Below are 14,556 nucleotides of genomic sequence, written 5' to 3'. Positions count from 1 at the left end.
TCAAGGCGCGGGCGGTCATTGCCCGACCCCTTCCGTTTCTTCACGAACCGCTGCGGGTTCACCCGCTGCAATGCACTCAACTTCACGTTTTGCCCGCTGATCGAATTCCAAAACGGTGCGCAACCCGCCGTCCGCAAGCCAACCGTTCAACATGTCTGATACCGCACTGAAAGCCCGTGCCTGTTCCGGCGTGCGGTCAGCGGTTTTGGTGCCGGGTGCCCCAACGTCCATGCCCAGCGCGTCCGCAATCAGGTAGCCCACCCAAGATTGCGACCGCTTGTCCGCGCGAGGTTTGGCTTTGGCGGACTGAATGGCGGCTTGGACATGATGAAGGTCGCTAGGTGTCCCGACTGTCGGGCCGGGCGGTGTCCAATCCTCGACAACTGCAACTGTGTCGCCTGCCGGATATTCTGGCGTTCCATTGTGCAGCTTGACCGACACCAGACGCCGCCAGCGCGCTTTCGCGGCAGGCGCGAGGTTGGCCTTTCCGTTTTCTACGCGCACGAATTGATTCCGTTCATCGTCAGCGATACCAAACTGCCGGGCTTCTTTATCTGTCATGCGGACCAACTGACGAACAACCCGTGCACCGTCCACAATGGCAGATGCCCCCCGCGCTGCACTCGCGCCCGACGCGCCCATGTCCGCGCCCGCTGCCTTGCCGACATGGTGAACCAGAACAATTGCCGCGCCAGTGCGGTCCGCGACTTGGCGCAGTGCGCCCATTAGGACGTTGATGGCCGTGTTGTCGTTCTCTGGCAGACTGTGGATAGCGCCCAGCGGGTCCAATACCAGTACGTCTAATTTCGCGCCCAGCATCATATTTACCAACGCATCTACCACCCCCGGGACGGCTTCCGGTCCGTCGCGCCCCATCCGCGCCAAACACAGGTGCAAGTCGCGCCCAGAGGTCATGAACAGCCGTCCGCCAATATCTGCGTCCGTGATACCGTAGTGCGCTTGTGCCGCCGCCAGACGGCGCAACTGTTCGTCCTGCGGATCTTCTGCGTTGTGGCTCCACACATTCAGTGGACGGTTGGGTTCGTCGCCACTGAACAACGTTTTGCCAGTCGCCATTGCCAACGTCTCAGCGGCAGTGAGGGCGCTTTTGCCAGTGCCGCCCGGCGCAACAAGAACCGAGGGAAAGCCAGCGATGATGTTACGTCCATAAAGCCAACGACGGGGCGGGATTTTTCCCGGCACTGGTGCCTTTACAGGCGTCAGCGAAAACGCTGCCAAGGCCCGTGCTATCGCGCTGCCTGTGGCGACTTGCGCCGAAAGAGCGTCCACGTCCGCCGTGTTGACAGGGCTTGCACCGAAAACGGCTTGTGCGTCGGCATGGGCCACGCGTTCGCCCAGCGCCGGGTCCAATCGCACGGTAAATCCACGCAACCACGTCCAGCCAGTGCGTGTTTCGCGGATCGTGTCGTAAAGCTGTGCATCGTGCGAGGCGTCCCCGCCCAGCGGCCACTTCGCAGACCAATCAAGGAACAAAGCGCGCCCTTCGGCTTCAAAGCCGGTTCCATCAACTGCTCCGCGCACAGCGTGCGCCACAGCGACTTGTTCTTCTCGGCTGATGCGCTCAGGGTGGGGTAGCCCTTCCATCAGCATCTTGAACGGCTCAAGAAAAGCCACCTTGTCCGCTACAGCGTCTGCGCTGGGCGGTGCGCCTGCGGACGTGGACGCGCGGTTGCGTCCGGGCAATCCAAGCCGGGCGGCAATTGCTATGAGGTTGTTTCGGAGTTCTTCTGGGGTGGGTGCCGGTGCGTGCATCATGCGGCAAGTTCCTGTTGGTTAGCGGGTTGTTCTACCGGCAGTGCAAGGCGAAGCACGGCCCCCCTCTGCCGTTTGCGCTCGTTTGGAATGTTGAGTGTGTAGGGCAGCCGCATAATCCGAGCCGGGTCCGAAACGGGGTCCGAACCAAGGGCGGCAAGCGCGTCAGCCAGCGGACCCACAGACGACGTTTGCAATGCCTCGTCCCGTTGCTCTTGAACCTGCATCCAAACTTGGAAGCCGTTGCCGCTTTGGACTGTCAAAGAGGCATTTAGTGCACTCAGCGCTTCTACGGTTTGCGTCCAGTCCGGGTCCGCGTCCGAGGCGTCCTTGTGATCCAAGTCCGCGACTAAATGGCGGCGGCAAGCTGTGTCCTGCGCCTTGGCCCTGCGCAGTTGCCCGGCCATGTGTTCTTTGCGCGGGCAGACACCCAAATAAAGATTACGAAGACCGAACTGAGCTTCGATGAACTTGAGCAAAGCCGCTTGGCTGTCAGCACCATCCAGCTTTTCACAGATGGCAACAACGCTGCCGTCGGTGCCGATGGCACAAAGTTCGATCACATCACCGGGCAAGAAAAGCGAGGCGACTACATCAAGTGCGCGCTGCGCAACTCCGTTTGCCAGCAATGCGTCTCGTGTCGCTGCAAGTGCATCTTCAAAGGTGAGAGACCCGAAAGCGAACTGCGCGGCCAACTGTTCAAGCGTGGGTTCGCCACTATTCAAAAGGCCCAGCTTCTTAGCGCAAGACAGGACTTCCAAGGTTTCTTCCGGTGAATGCAATTGTTGCCCGCCGCTGGCGCGTTTGGTAGTTTTTGACTGCAAGATTTTTTCCTTATTCAGCCCCGTTGTCGCGCATCTGTGTGGCGCGGGGTTCTTCTTTTCGAGGCCGCTAGGCTGCGTCCGCGATAACGCGATTTACCCATGTCCGGACTTCGCTTTCGCTCCAAGCAGAGATACGGCCCAGCTTGATTGGCCGGGGAAAGCCGCCACCTTGTTCGAAGGGCCGTGCCATCTTTTCGTAGATAGTCGAGCGTTTCAGTCCGGTCCGCTGTTCCACTTCGCCAAGCCGAAGCAAGCGGTCGTCTTTTTCGGGAGTATTGTTCATTCGGACTTCCTCGGTTGTTGTCGGTGATGGTCGGAAAGTCACAAATGCACCCTGTGTGCGCAACGATGAAATTTACCTAAAACTCTGAAAAGTATTGGTTTTCTGACTGTCCTGTCAGGACTCGTCGCCGCAGTTGACTAGCAAGTCAAATCTTCGGGCTGGGCGAAGGCGGCCCCACTAAAGGGCAGCCACAATAGTTCAGCAATTCGACTCAGCTACGCACGATCACGAAACGGAATGACGTGCGTTTCGTCGTGGTCTTTGCCGTCCACGAAGTCTTGCCAAGCCAACATTAGGGCGCGGCGACGCTCAACCGCTTGTTCGCGCCGGTAGGCTCTTTCCACGTCGTTCAATTGGTGCGCCAAGGCTTCTTCGGCCAACTCACGCGGGAACTCCGTGTCATTAGCGGCCCAATCCTTGAATGCGCTGCGAAAGCCATGCGGGACATACTGACCCAAGTTCATTCGGCGCATCACAGCGCGAATGGTCATGTCGGACATTGGCCTGCCGGGCTTAGCCCCTTCAAATACATAGTCGTCTGATTTAACTTCCGCGTTTCGCAGCGCTTTGACTTCCACAAGAATTTCAATAGCCCTAGGACAAAGCGGCACCACGTGGTTTCTGCGCGCTTTCATGCGCTCCGCCGGAATGGACCAAAGTGCGTTTGCTTCGTCAATTTCATTCCACAGCGCCAAGCGAACTTCACCAGAGCGCGACGCAGTGAGGATTAGGAACTCTAACGCAAGCGCGCTGACGGACTTGCTGGCTCGAAGTCGATGAACGAAGGACGCCACGTCTTTCCGCGGCATTGATGGGCGATGCCCGCCGGTCAGCTTCCGGGGCGCTGACAGGGTAGCGTTGAATAGTTCCCAGCGGGCAGGGTTGTCCTGATGGTAAGCACCATTTTGGATCGCATGATAGAACAAGGCTTCAAGCCGTGCCCGCAGACGTGTAGCGGAAACGTGTAGAGCGTCCCACATTGGTTCGTGCGTTTCGGTTCCGTCCGCTTGCTTAACAGCGACGGGCTGTGTCAGCACATCCCATATGTCTTGCCGCGTTGTCTCGACCAGAGGTTTGTTCGCCAGCGGTTCCGCATACTTGCGCAGCGACATGCCCCATTGAGCAACGTGCTTGGGGTTGGAAAATTCCTTTGTTTTCCACGGCAAAAAAACCTCAACGTAATCGGAGAAAGTAACCGTTGCGGCTTCGGCTTCTTTTGCAGCGACACGCAATGCCTCGGCTTCTCTTACAGCTTCGGCAATTGGGTCAATACCACTTGCCAACATATCGCGGGCGGCAGTGGCCTTCTGACGTGCCTGCGCGAGCGTGGTGCCCGGGAAACCACCCAAACCCATTTCCCGCTGTTTCTGTCCCTTGAGGGTGAAGCGAAACACCCAGCGTTTTGTCCCGTTGGCTGTACAGCGCAAAGACAAACCGCCCCCATCATTGAGGGCGGTGCCGGGCGCGGCGTTTTCAACCTGCTTAACTGTGAGTCTGTGCATACCCCGCGCCATGTCTACACTCCCCTTTAAATGCTAACTGCTGCTCGGTAATCCGCGACGACACTGGCAGGCACACCTACCGTCTGCGCGGTTTGCTCTGTGCCCATCCGTTCATCCTCAATCAACGTATGCAGCGATGCCGCAAGGTCGCGCCATGGCTGCGGGCACGCGAAATAGTGTTGGTCTGGCAAGCCGTGCATGTTGACGAGTGCGTTTGAAAGCCGCTTGTCCGTCATACCTGCCATTGCCGGGTGAGTGTTGATGCCTGCGTGTTCGATAGTTTGCATGTCTTTTCTTTCTACTAATCCGGGGCATTGACTGCGGCCCCTATTTCGCGCCCCTTGTGTGCCCCTAAATTTTAGGGGCAGTCAACGGAAATCCTCGGACGTGCTCGGACGTAGAAAGGCGTGTAGCTTATAAATAATTGAAAAATATATTGTAGATTGGATGCTCTCGGACGCGCTCGGACATACGATGGCGGCTCCTCGGTCCGCCACTTGGTGATTTCCCTGAATTTTGCTGAACAACACTAGGCCGTTTAAACCTTTGCGTTTTATGGTTGTTGTCGCGTTTGTGGGTTTCATTGGATTTTATTTGATCACACAAGTACACTTTCGTTGAGTGGTATTTTTTGGGGTATTTTCATGGCTGCGCTCAGCGGAAAGCTGACAAAGAAGCTGGTAGAGAACCTCGGTCCGGGTCGCCATGGCGACGGCTCTGGCCTGTACCTTGTTGTCGATCCGTCGGGCGCACGGCGTTGAATCGTACGCGTAACGGTCAAAGGACAGAAGAACCGCAAGGGCGCGCCGCTGAGAACAGACTTCGGTTTGGGCGGCGCTGATGTCGTCACTCTGAACCATGCCCGAGAAAGAGCGCTCGAATACAGGCGAATGGCGAAGGCCGGTTTGAACCCGCGCTTCAATGCCCAACGCGAAATCCCGACCTTCGAAGAACTCAGCCGTCAGGTCCACATCGACCGCCTGCCCACATGGAAGAATGCCAAGCACGGCCAGCAATGGCTCAACACCTTGCGCGACTATGCGTTCCCCAAGATCGGACGCATGCCAGTCGACAGCATTGATCAGCCCGAAGTTCTGATGTGCGTTTCTCCCATCTGGACCGAGAAACACGAAACCGCAAAGCGACTGTCGCAGCGGATCAAGACGGTGCTCGACGTGGCAAAGTCCAAGGGTTTTCGATCTGGCGAGAACCCGGTGACCGCGATCCGCGAAGGTAAGGTGCTGCCTACCGTCAAAGCCAAGGTGCAGCACCATGACGCGATGCCGTGGCAGGAGGTGCCCGCGTTTTATGCCGAGTTGCAGACCCGCTCAGCCATGGCCGCCAAGGCGTTGCAGTTCACCATTCTGACCGCTTGCCGGACATCTGAGGTGTTGGAGATGAAATGGCCCGAAGTCGACGTCGATGCGCGCCTGTGGACCATACCAGCGGAGCGTATGAAAGGCGGGCAGGTCCATCGCGTCCCTCTCACCGACGAAATGCTGGCCATTCTGGAGCCGCTGCGTGCACTGGCCTCTGATTATGTGTTCGAGGGGCAAAAGCGGCATCAGCCCCTGTCGAACATGTCCATGCTGATGCTCTTGCGCCGGATGCGGCAGGATGGCGTCACCGTGCATGGTTTCCGCAGCTCGTTTCGGGATTGGGCGGCGGAGGCCGCAAACGCACCGCGTGAACTGGCGGAGGCGGCACTGGCCCATCAGGTTGGGTCCGATGTGGTGCGGGCGTACGCCCGGTCGGATATGTTGGAACGGCGGCGAGACCTGGCAAATCATTGGTGTTCTTATGTTGTGACGCCAATTTCAATGGAAAGTGATTTAGGTAAAGGCATATAAGAACACGTTTTCCGGCCTTGATTACTGGAAACTGGCCGACGAACTATCTGTTATTGACGCATCCTTCTTAACTCTGATGAGTGATCCCGGCCATTTTAAATTAGAGAGTCTGGAAGTCCCGGGAGATAGTCGAATATTTCAAGTCGCTAATTGGTCCGATGATCAGTTGGACCGAATGGTAGCAGACGATGGAAATCTCGTTATCGACCCGTCGCAGTTCAGAGCAGTCTTCAAAGCCATTAGGAACGCAATACTCTCGAACAAGATGCGCGCCAAGATAAACAGCCGGGCTCGGGTGCCAGACTATCAATATTATGCTGGCGACCAATTTCAAGTTCCAGAAGACAAGGATGAGGAAACTAGAAATTACGGGTTTGCGCTATCTCGAGGTGTGCCAACCCTCTTTAGTAACGCCGACAGTATCCATGACGTGTCAATGAAATCTGCGGACAGGGTGCTTTACATATTGAAGGAGCCTGATTGGTCCAACACAACCATTGAGGTTGATGAGCTAAAACGATGGTTCAAGGCGCGAGGCGTTGCTCCATCTTTTTTCTTTCCAGAGGGAATGCCAGACGGGTTCCGTGATCGCCAACACTCTCGCTACTCCGCAAAACTTGCAACGGCGATAGCTGCATGGGAAGCCACCACCAAACCAGTTAAAAACAATAGCGTTAAGGGTTCACTGGCGGAATGGATTGTGAGCAACGGTGTCCGCTTCGGGTTGGGTAATGAAGATGGCGTCGTCTCTCAAACTGTTGCGGAAGAAGTTGCCAAAATCGCAAATTGGCAAATTACCGGCGGGGCAAATCCAACAAATTTGGAAGTTCCTAGCGACGACGAAGAAGACTCATCAGAAATCCAGAACTTCAAGAAAGTGTCTGCCAACGTCAGATCGACAAATCCATATGGGGGTTCAGATGACGATGTCCCATTTTAGGATGCAGGTTGAGTTTACTTGGGGTATGTTTTTAAGGTATTGAATTTAAACATTAAAGCGAAGGTTTTGTAGTTTCTGGTGCCAGATGGACGACGAAGCCGCATCAACTGATTTACAAGTCGACCTCCCGTTTTCCTAACTTAGGTCAGTATTCAAACGGGTAGAATTGCACAACCTTGAGCCATCGCAACTGATCCAAGAGGATTTCAACGATGGCAAACGTCTTCAATGACGACCGGGTCTATTTCCCAGAAGACCCTGAGATGAAATTGCTGGGAAACCGCGAGAAGCTGGCTCAATGGCGCCACCGCATGTGTGGTCCGGCTTTTATCCGCATCGGTCGGCGGACCGCCTATCACGGCGCCGATCTGAACGCCTGGCTGGCGGCACGGCGCACCGATCCCAACAACGAGGCTGCATAATGAAAAACCCCAACTCCAAGCGCGGAGATGGGGCTTTTCCAGTGACATCAACTGCCACCCCAGCAAGTCCAGTTGATGCCACAGGCTGCCCCGCGCCGACAAGACAAAACGAGCGCCGGTACTATTGGTCGCCTCTGAGCCACTCGGTTGAACGGGTGATCACACGGAAAGGACGGATCGAGCATGGCTGATATGTCCTTTTCCAAATCGCGCAATCAAAGCTATGAAAGCGGGCTGGATGACGCCCCCCTTTTCCGGACCGATCATCGGGTAACCGCTGAGAACTACCAGGGCGAGCTCTTTCGCCATGGTATCTACCGCGCCGCCGTGTGCCGGGACGGTATCCAATGGCTGTTTCAGCGTCAGAGACCCCAATTTCCGGCTGGGGGAGCCGCCTGGGACACACTCGGGTACTGTGTGTCCAAATCCGGCCTAAACCGGCTCGTCCGGGCGCATATCGGCTGTGACATTCCCGAACTGAATGCTTTGCTCAAGCACTTCAAACGGAGGTGTCGCGATGAGTAGACGCCGATCTCCCAACGGCAAACGGTCAGATGAGGGCCAATATGTTCCTCTGCGCTATGTCATGATCAAATCTCCGGCGTGGCGAGCGTTGTCCGGTCCGGCAGTGAAGCTCTGGCTTGAGCTTCACACGCGCTACAACGGCGGCAATAACGGCAAGATGTTTCTGTCGATGAACGAGGCAGCGGAGATCTTGGGATTGGGAAAAGCCACTGTTCAGCGCGCTTTCGAAGACCTGCAGGACAAGGGCTTCCTAGTACTCGAGCAGGAAGGTGACTGGTATCATCGCCAGGCTCATGAGTGGCGGTTGACGACCAAGGCGACGCAGACCCGGTCCGGCAAGCAAGTAGCCACCAATGATTGGCGGTTCTGGCAGCCCGAAATAACAGAACACGGTTCTGAGACGGACCCGTCAGCATCCTCTGTGGTTCCGTTTGAGAACCCAAAGACCTCCCATGGTTCCAAATCAGAACCCGTCAGACCGATTTCTCGCCGGTCCTTCGGTTCTGAAACGGAACACTAATACTAACCACTCCCTGTTACGCGAGGCTGACATGAGCAAGACACGCAAAGACACCGGCAACGGTCTTCAAACAAAGAGCTCCGAGCTTACCGAGGCAGAGACCAATGCGATTGCTGATTTGAAGGAACGGAAGAGATCACGCGTTCGGGCACCGGAAATCAAGTTGGACTTCGAAGAAGAAACGCGACGGCTCACCGTCGGGCACAAAGGGAAAAACCCGAACGCAGCCTGTGCCTTGGCGATGCATGAGCTCGGCACCGTAGATTACCGGTTCTTCGAAGGTGTCATGGACCAAGTAGCCGTACTCGGGCAACAGGATAGCTCTGTCTCCGAGACGGCATCAAACTTCGTAATGTCTGTCGTTGCCGGGGTTCGGCCAAAGGGCGAGATCGAAGCCATGCTGGCCATTCAAATGGGTGCGATCCATCAGGCCACAATGATGATGGCACGGCGCCTGAACCACGTAAAAAGACTCAATGATGCGCCCAGATGCACAGCAACGGCAAAGTCCACAGGCCAGCGTTGTCGTGCTCCATCGGTCAGAGGTTGGACTGTGTGCCGCGTTCACGGCGCGCGCGGTGGACACGCCGCTGGGCCAAGCCATCCGTCATGGAAGCACGGTGAAAGATCGCGAAATGCTGAACAGTTTCGCAAAACCATCAGCGAACTGATCCGAGCCGACAAGGAACTGCGAAAACTGATCCATGGATTGGTCACGGACTGGTCACCGACACAAACAGTCATTCGACCAAACTAGCCGGATGACCGCTTCGAGCCCCTTTGACCGATGCTGCGCTGGGTCCGAATGACAATCTTGGTGCATAAGCGGACCTTCGTCAGCAGGTGTTTCCCACAAGTTCTTGTAAGGATCGGGAGGCAAGGGTTGGTGCCTCCCGTAAATGGATTTCTACTGTGACATCCCGCCTTCGGTCGAGATTTGTTCTTCAACATGACCTTGGTTGGTGACATCCGAACCCCGTGGAGGATAGTCCTTGAACGTAGACAGGTGGTTTTGAACGATTTTGGCCGCTGGCCCAAATGCCCACATCTTGTTGCCCATCCAGCGGGTATACATCCCCGATTCCTCGGCCGCTTTTTCATAAGGATCGCGACGCAGGTTGAACAGCAGGGGCGCGTTCAGTTCCTCTTTGGGGCCAGCCCACCCTTCGGTTTGGATCGTGAAATGCGCTTTCCAGTCTCCGTGGCGTACTGCCTGCAAGTCCGGGCCTTCGTAGTATATGATCTCGTCCCGGTTGCTCTCGCTCTCACCAGTCAGGAACGACAGTTGATTGTACCCATCCAGATGCACCTGATAGCCTTCGTAGCCCTCCAGCAATGATCCGGTCAGATCGTCAGGCCCACCAGCAGCGGCAACAAGGGTGGGCATCCAGTCAAGACCCGCAAAAATACCGTTGCTCACGGTTCCGGCGGGGACTTTGCCGGGCCAGCGAATGATGGCAGGGACGCGGAAGCCGCCTTCCCATGTCGTGCCCTTTTCGCCATGGAACGGGGTTGTTCCACCATCGGGCCAGGTCATGGTTTCGGGGCCATTATCGGACGTAAAGACAACAATCGTGTTGTCCGAGATGCCCAGTTCGTCCAGCCGCGCCATGACTTTACCCACATTGTCGTCCAGCTCTTTCATCACGACATCCTGCAAGCCGCGCCCGTCGCCCAGCATGGCCTCGTATTCGGGGCTCAGATGGGTCCAGACATGCGCGCGTGCCGGTGCCATCCATACAAAGAACGGCGTATCGCTGTCGACTGCGCGGTTGATGAAGTCCAGCGTGTGGGCTGTCACCTCGTTGTCCAGCGTCTTTTGCCGCTCGGGCGGAGCCGGACCATCGTCAATGATGCGTTGCTTGCCAACCAGACCCCAGCGTGGGTCCACAGTTTCATCGACTGTATCCGTGGCGTACGCGTGAATGATGTTCCGAGGGCCAAATGTGTCGTTGAATTTCTGATCTTTCGGCCAGTCCGGGTCGGATGTGTACTCCATCGCGTTCAGATGATAGAGCCAACCCCAATATTCATCAAAACCCTTCACCGTCGGCAGGAATTTGTTCATATCCCCCAGATGGTTCTTGCCGAATTGACCGGTGGTGTAGCCTAGAGATTTCAGCATATTGGCCAAGGTGGGATCATCCTCGCTCAGACCCTTTTCGGGATCTCCGGGCAGGCCGACCGTGTGCATCCCCGTACGAACCGGCAATTGCCCTGTGATAAAGGCCGACCGCCCGGCGGTACAGCTTGGTTGAGCATAGTAATCCGTCAGACGCATACCATCGGCGGCCAGCTGATCAAGGTTGGGTGTTTTGATGCTTTTCACACCCTGATGATAGCTGCCAAGGCTGGCCCATCCGACATCGTCGGCCATGATGACAAGGATATTGGGCTGGTCGGTTTCGGCCAAAACCGGCATGGCAGAGACCGTCGCCGCGGCCAGCGTGGCGGAAACCGCAATAGATCGAAGAATGAACATGGTTACCTCTGTGGACGTGTAAGACGATATCGATGGTGGAAATACCGAAGGGTCCATCAGGGATAGCGATTGAGAGTTTCTTGTCGCAACAGAGCTTTACCATGATTTCATATTGTGAAAACTAAAACACAAAACCTGAAACAATTAGACCGTATGATGAACGAAAACGCTTTGACCGCCTTTCTCGCATTGGCTGAAACCGGCAGTTTCCAATACGCCGCTCGTGCGATGGGTGTCTCCAACGCGTCGTTGTCCCGCTATGTCGGGCAGGCTGAGGACCACACGGGACTTGTTTTGTTCCATCGCAGCCGAAATAACAGCACGTTGACACGCGCGGGGCAGGAGTTTTTGCCAATCGCCCAGGCACTGCGTGAAGACCTGTACCGCTATGCGACCCGTGTTTCTGGATTGCGCGAAACCGGGCCGGGCACTTTGCTGATCGGTTGCGGGCCGCTCACCACGAGGACCTTGATCCTGCCCGTCTTACGGGCCGTCCGAAGAACAATGCCTGACCTGCGCTTCCGAATTCTGGTGAGTGCCTACGCGCGCCCGCTCGATTTATTGCAGGCAGGGGAATTCGACGTGTTCCTCGGTGATCTGACCTACACACCTGAAGCCGAAGATGTCGAGATCATGGTGATGGAGAAACAACCCATCCAGTTCGTTGCTCATCGAGATCATGAGATTCACCAGCGCGGCCCGCAAAATATGGCAGGCATTTTCGATTTTCCTTTTGCATCACCCCATCTCCACAAACATTGGAAAGCCGCTTTGACAACAGCACTTGGTGGCGGTGCCGAGGCCGTCGAAAAGGTCAATGCGCAGCCGCATATCGAATGCGACGACTACAACCTCCTGACTGGACTGCTGGCAGAGCCTGAATTTATCGTTGGAGGGATGCCGGACACATTCGCAGAGCTGATCCGTGCAAAGACCGCAAAACCCGTGTCGATGAAACAGAACCTTACATGGAACATTTGCGCAGCGCGCAAGTCACAGAACACGTCTGCCGGGGTTGAATTGGTTTGGAATGAACTTGCCAAGTATCGGGCGTGATCGGTGGCGGGAGGCACAGGGAGGCCTGTAACTGAAACATTTTCTGACCAATATGTAGGTCGTTTTCTTAGGCCCGTTAGATTTGCCGAAGTTCCGCTTAGTTGCGCAAAGCAGACCGTCACATTCGCACAATTTGGTGGTTTTGGGTTCTCGGTATAAATTCGAAGAAAATGGGGGAGGGAACAATGAAAACACTATGCTATTTCTGCGCCTTAGCATTTGCCAGTGCGGCGTTTGCGCAAGAAAACTTTGTCGAAGGACGGCCGATGACCGCGGCCGAGATGGGGATCATGCAAGGGAATCCTCCAACACGTACCATCGATATTTCTACTTGGGACAAAGGCCCGGACAATCGTTGGGCGTTTCAGCATATCAGCGAGTTCCTTCACGTTGCAAATATCAGCCGTGGTTCAGGCCCGGCCGCGCCTCTCAATCTCGCGCCCCAAGACCTCTCAAGGCTTCAGTTTGACGGCTTAGACGGTCAACCGATGACAGTCGCGGACATGCTGGTCCGGACGTATACCGATGGCTTCATCGTCCTGCACAACGGCGATATCGTCTTTGAAAAGTACTTCAATGGAATGACTCCGGACACGAGGCACCTTCTGATGTCCGTTTCGAAGTCCGTTACAGGCACTCTGGCTGGTATACTCGTGAATGACGGACGACTGAACCCGACGGCGATGGTCACGGACTATATCCCGGAGATGGATGGCGCACCGGGTTTTGGTGATGCGACTGTTCGGCAAGTTCTTGATATGACGACCTCTATAGTCTTCAGCGAAGACTACGCCGACCCTGAAGCAGAGGTTGTCGCACACGAGGCCTCAACAGCTTGGCGCGGTGAAAATGCACCCATGGCCGAGGAAGGGGTCTATGCCTTTGCCACTACAATTGAAAAAGACACGTCGCGACCGCACGGTCAGCAGTTTCAATATGCATCGATCAACACTGACGTTCTTGGCTGGTTAATCGAAAGAGCTTCGGGACAGCGGTTTGCAGACTACATGAGCGCCGCGATCTGGTCGCAGCTCGGAGCCGACCACGATGGCCAAATCACGGTCGACTACAAGGGCGCCGCCGCCGCAAACGGCGGATTCGTTCTGACTTTGCGCGACCTTGCCAGGTTCTCGCAAATGGTCCTGGACGATGGTTTCTACAATGATCGACAGATCATACCGTCTGGGTGGATCGACGATATCCGCTTTAACGGGGACAACGCGGCATGGCAGCCGACAAGCTACTCTAAGACTTGGCCCGACGGCTTCTACCGAAATCAGTGGTATGTGACCAAGGACGACCACGGTTCCTTCTTCGCCGTCGGAGTCAACGGTCAGCACATTTGGATTAACCCCACAACCCGGACGGCAATCGTTAAGTTCTCATCGCTTCCAGTGAGTGCAGACAAGGAGAATATCGCGTTGGGCTGGGTTGCTATGGACGCGATCTCACGCTCATTTAAGGAGTAGTAGGGAAACCCGGCCATTCCCCATTTGAAGGCAAAAAAGGCACTTCTAACGTCCGCTCTGGGCTTGAGCTGCCCGATGCGCATGCAGCATCCGCGCACTCCCTAAGTGACCGGTAAGGGCTCATAGCACTACGCGATGCATCCCGCAGAGTACGAAGGCACTTAGCCCTTTCAGGATATTGGCTTGAGACCTAGTAGATTAGAACGTTAGGTTCAGCGAATGTGCGGAACTGGCTCAACCTGGGTATCCTCAAGCAGTTCCGAAAGGGCGTGCCGAATGATCGTGGTCGCCCCCTGAAGCGCCAGGACGGCCATGACGGTAGCTACGATGAGATCGGGCCAGCCGGTTCCGGTACCGAAGACACCAAGAGCTGCAGCAAGCACCGCAAGGTTTGCGATGACGTCATTACGGGAGCAGATCCAGACGGAGCGTATGTTCGCGTCGCCGTCGCGCCAGGCATAAAGGAGCGCAAGGCAGAGCCCATTGGACGCTAGGGCCGCAATACCTACCACGCCCATAGTATGCCAACCAGGAACGGTACCGTTTAAGGCATGCCAGAAAACGCTTCCGATGACCCAAATCCCAAAAATCCCCATAGAACCGCCCTTGAGAAGAGCAGCGCAAGCACGCCACCTTAAGCTCCTACCCAGAACGAATAAACTAATGCAGTAATTCGCTGCATCGGCGAAGAAATCGAGCGCGTCAGCCTGCAGGGCCGCCGAACCCGCGGCAAGACCGGCGGTGATTTCAACCGCGAACATTGCGGCGTTTATCGCGAGTACAATCCAGAGGACGGCGCGGTAGCGGTCAGTCGCGACCACGTTCGAGGAGCGAGTATCGTTGGAACAGCAGGGCATCGCAGGTCTCGTCTTCGGTCGCCTTTTTGCGATACATACAGTCTATAGCAACT

At 55.9% G+C, this 14,556-nt stretch carries 15 protein-coding genes; 8 read left to right on the top strand and 7 right to left on the bottom strand.

Annotation, left to right across the window (positions count from 1 at the left end; translation table 11 throughout):
- Window positions 1-15 precede the first annotated feature (15 nt).
- From ACR0NA_RS10445 to ACR0NA_RS10425, 5 genes are all read right to left on the bottom strand, one after another.
- Entirely contained in the window at window positions 16-1,776 is a 1,761-nt protein-coding gene (locus ACR0NA_RS10445; RefSeq protein WP_480728651.1) for an AAA family ATPase, read from the bottom strand.
- Window positions 1,773-2,597: a hypothetical protein gene (locus ACR0NA_RS10440; protein WP_480728649.1), complete on the bottom strand. Its 825-nt coding sequence runs from the start codon at window positions 2,595-2,597 to the stop codon at window positions 1,773-1,775. Before ACR0NA_RS10440 ends, ACR0NA_RS10445 begins: the two co-directional genes overlap by 4 nt.
- Window positions 2,598-2,664: 67 nt before the next feature.
- Window positions 2,665-2,880 carry a helix-turn-helix transcriptional regulator gene (locus ACR0NA_RS10435; protein WP_480728648.1) on the bottom strand — a complete coding sequence of 72 codons (216 nt, stop codon included), beginning with the start codon at window positions 2,878-2,880 and terminating at the stop codon, window positions 2,665-2,667.
- A 215-nt stretch (window positions 2,881-3,095) separates the two neighbouring features.
- A complete protein-coding gene (locus ACR0NA_RS10430) occupies window positions 3,096-4,382 on the bottom strand; it encodes a tyrosine-type recombinase/integrase (RefSeq protein WP_480728647.1) in 1,287 nt (428 codons plus the stop codon).
- A 26-nt stretch (window positions 4,383-4,408) separates the two neighbouring features.
- Window positions 4,409-4,669: a hypothetical protein gene (locus tag ACR0NA_RS10425; protein WP_480728645.1), complete on the bottom strand. Its 261-nt coding sequence runs from the start codon at window positions 4,667-4,669 to the stop codon at window positions 4,409-4,411.
- A 603-nt stretch (window positions 4,670-5,272) separates the two neighbouring features.
- On the opposite strand from ACR0NA_RS10425, the gene ACR0NA_RS10420 reads away from it, so the two are divergent.
- From ACR0NA_RS10420 to ACR0NA_RS10395, 6 genes are all read left to right on the top strand, one after another.
- Window positions 5,273-6,232: a tyrosine-type recombinase/integrase gene (locus ACR0NA_RS10420; protein ID WP_480728642.1), complete on the top strand. Its 960-nt coding sequence runs from the start codon at window positions 5,273-5,275 to the stop codon at window positions 6,230-6,232.
- 76 nt (window positions 6,233-6,308) lie between these two features.
- Window positions 6,309-7,172: a hypothetical protein gene (locus ACR0NA_RS10415; RefSeq protein WP_480728640.1), complete on the top strand. Its 864-nt coding sequence runs from the start codon at window positions 6,309-6,311 to the stop codon at window positions 7,170-7,172.
- Between the two features lie 212 nt (window positions 7,173-7,384).
- The gene (locus ACR0NA_RS10410; protein ID WP_480728638.1) at window positions 7,385-7,594 is read left to right on the top strand and encodes a MerR family transcriptional regulator; all 210 of its coding nucleotides are present in this window, start codon (window positions 7,385-7,387) and stop codon (window positions 7,592-7,594) included.
- A gap of 183 nt (window positions 7,595-7,777) precedes the next feature.
- Window positions 7,778-8,119 (top strand): hypothetical protein, encoded by a 342-nt coding sequence (locus ACR0NA_RS10405; protein WP_480728636.1) that lies wholly within the window; start codon window positions 7,778-7,780, stop codon window positions 8,117-8,119.
- Window positions 8,112-8,639, top strand: a complete 528-nt coding sequence (locus tag ACR0NA_RS10400; RefSeq protein WP_480728634.1) for a helix-turn-helix domain-containing protein — start codon at window positions 8,112-8,114, stop codon at window positions 8,637-8,639. The genes ACR0NA_RS10405 and ACR0NA_RS10400 overlap by 8 nt, the downstream gene beginning before the upstream one ends.
- Window positions 8,640-8,670: 31 nt before the next feature.
- The gene (locus ACR0NA_RS10395) at window positions 8,671-9,396 is read left to right on the top strand and encodes a hypothetical protein (RefSeq protein ID WP_480728632.1); all 726 of its coding nucleotides are present in this window, start codon (window positions 8,671-8,673) and stop codon (window positions 9,394-9,396) included.
- A 150-nt stretch (window positions 9,397-9,546) separates the two neighbouring features.
- On the opposite strand, the gene ACR0NA_RS10390 is transcribed toward ACR0NA_RS10395, so the two are convergent.
- A complete protein-coding gene (locus tag ACR0NA_RS10390; protein ID WP_480728630.1) occupies window positions 9,547-11,121 on the bottom strand; it encodes an arylsulfatase in 1,575 nt (524 codons plus the stop codon).
- A gap of 156 nt (window positions 11,122-11,277) precedes the next feature.
- Between ACR0NA_RS10390 and ACR0NA_RS10385 the strand changes: the two genes are divergently transcribed.
- Together ACR0NA_RS10385 and ACR0NA_RS10380 are read left to right on the top strand one after the other, a co-directional pair.
- Window positions 11,278-12,177 carry a LysR family transcriptional regulator gene (locus ACR0NA_RS10385; protein ID WP_480728628.1) on the top strand — a complete coding sequence of 300 codons (900 nt, stop codon included), beginning with the start codon at window positions 11,278-11,280 and terminating at the stop codon, window positions 12,175-12,177.
- 170 nt (window positions 12,178-12,347) lie between these two features.
- Window positions 12,348-13,646 carry a serine hydrolase domain-containing protein gene (locus ACR0NA_RS10380; protein ID WP_480728626.1) on the top strand — a complete coding sequence of 433 codons (1,299 nt, stop codon included), beginning with the start codon at window positions 12,348-12,350 and terminating at the stop codon, window positions 13,644-13,646.
- A gap of 212 nt (window positions 13,647-13,858) precedes the next feature.
- Here the strand turns inward: ACR0NA_RS10380 and ACR0NA_RS10375 are convergent, their stop codons facing one another.
- Complete coding sequence (locus ACR0NA_RS10375) at window positions 13,859-14,503, bottom strand: cation efflux transmembrane domain-containing protein (protein ID WP_480728624.1); 645 nt, start codon at window positions 14,501-14,503, stop codon at window positions 13,859-13,861.
- Window positions 14,504-14,556: the final 53 nt, after the last annotated feature.

Source organism: Ruegeria sp. C11, from assembly GCF_056537725.1.
This window is presented reverse-complemented; position numbering and strand designations above follow the sequence as displayed.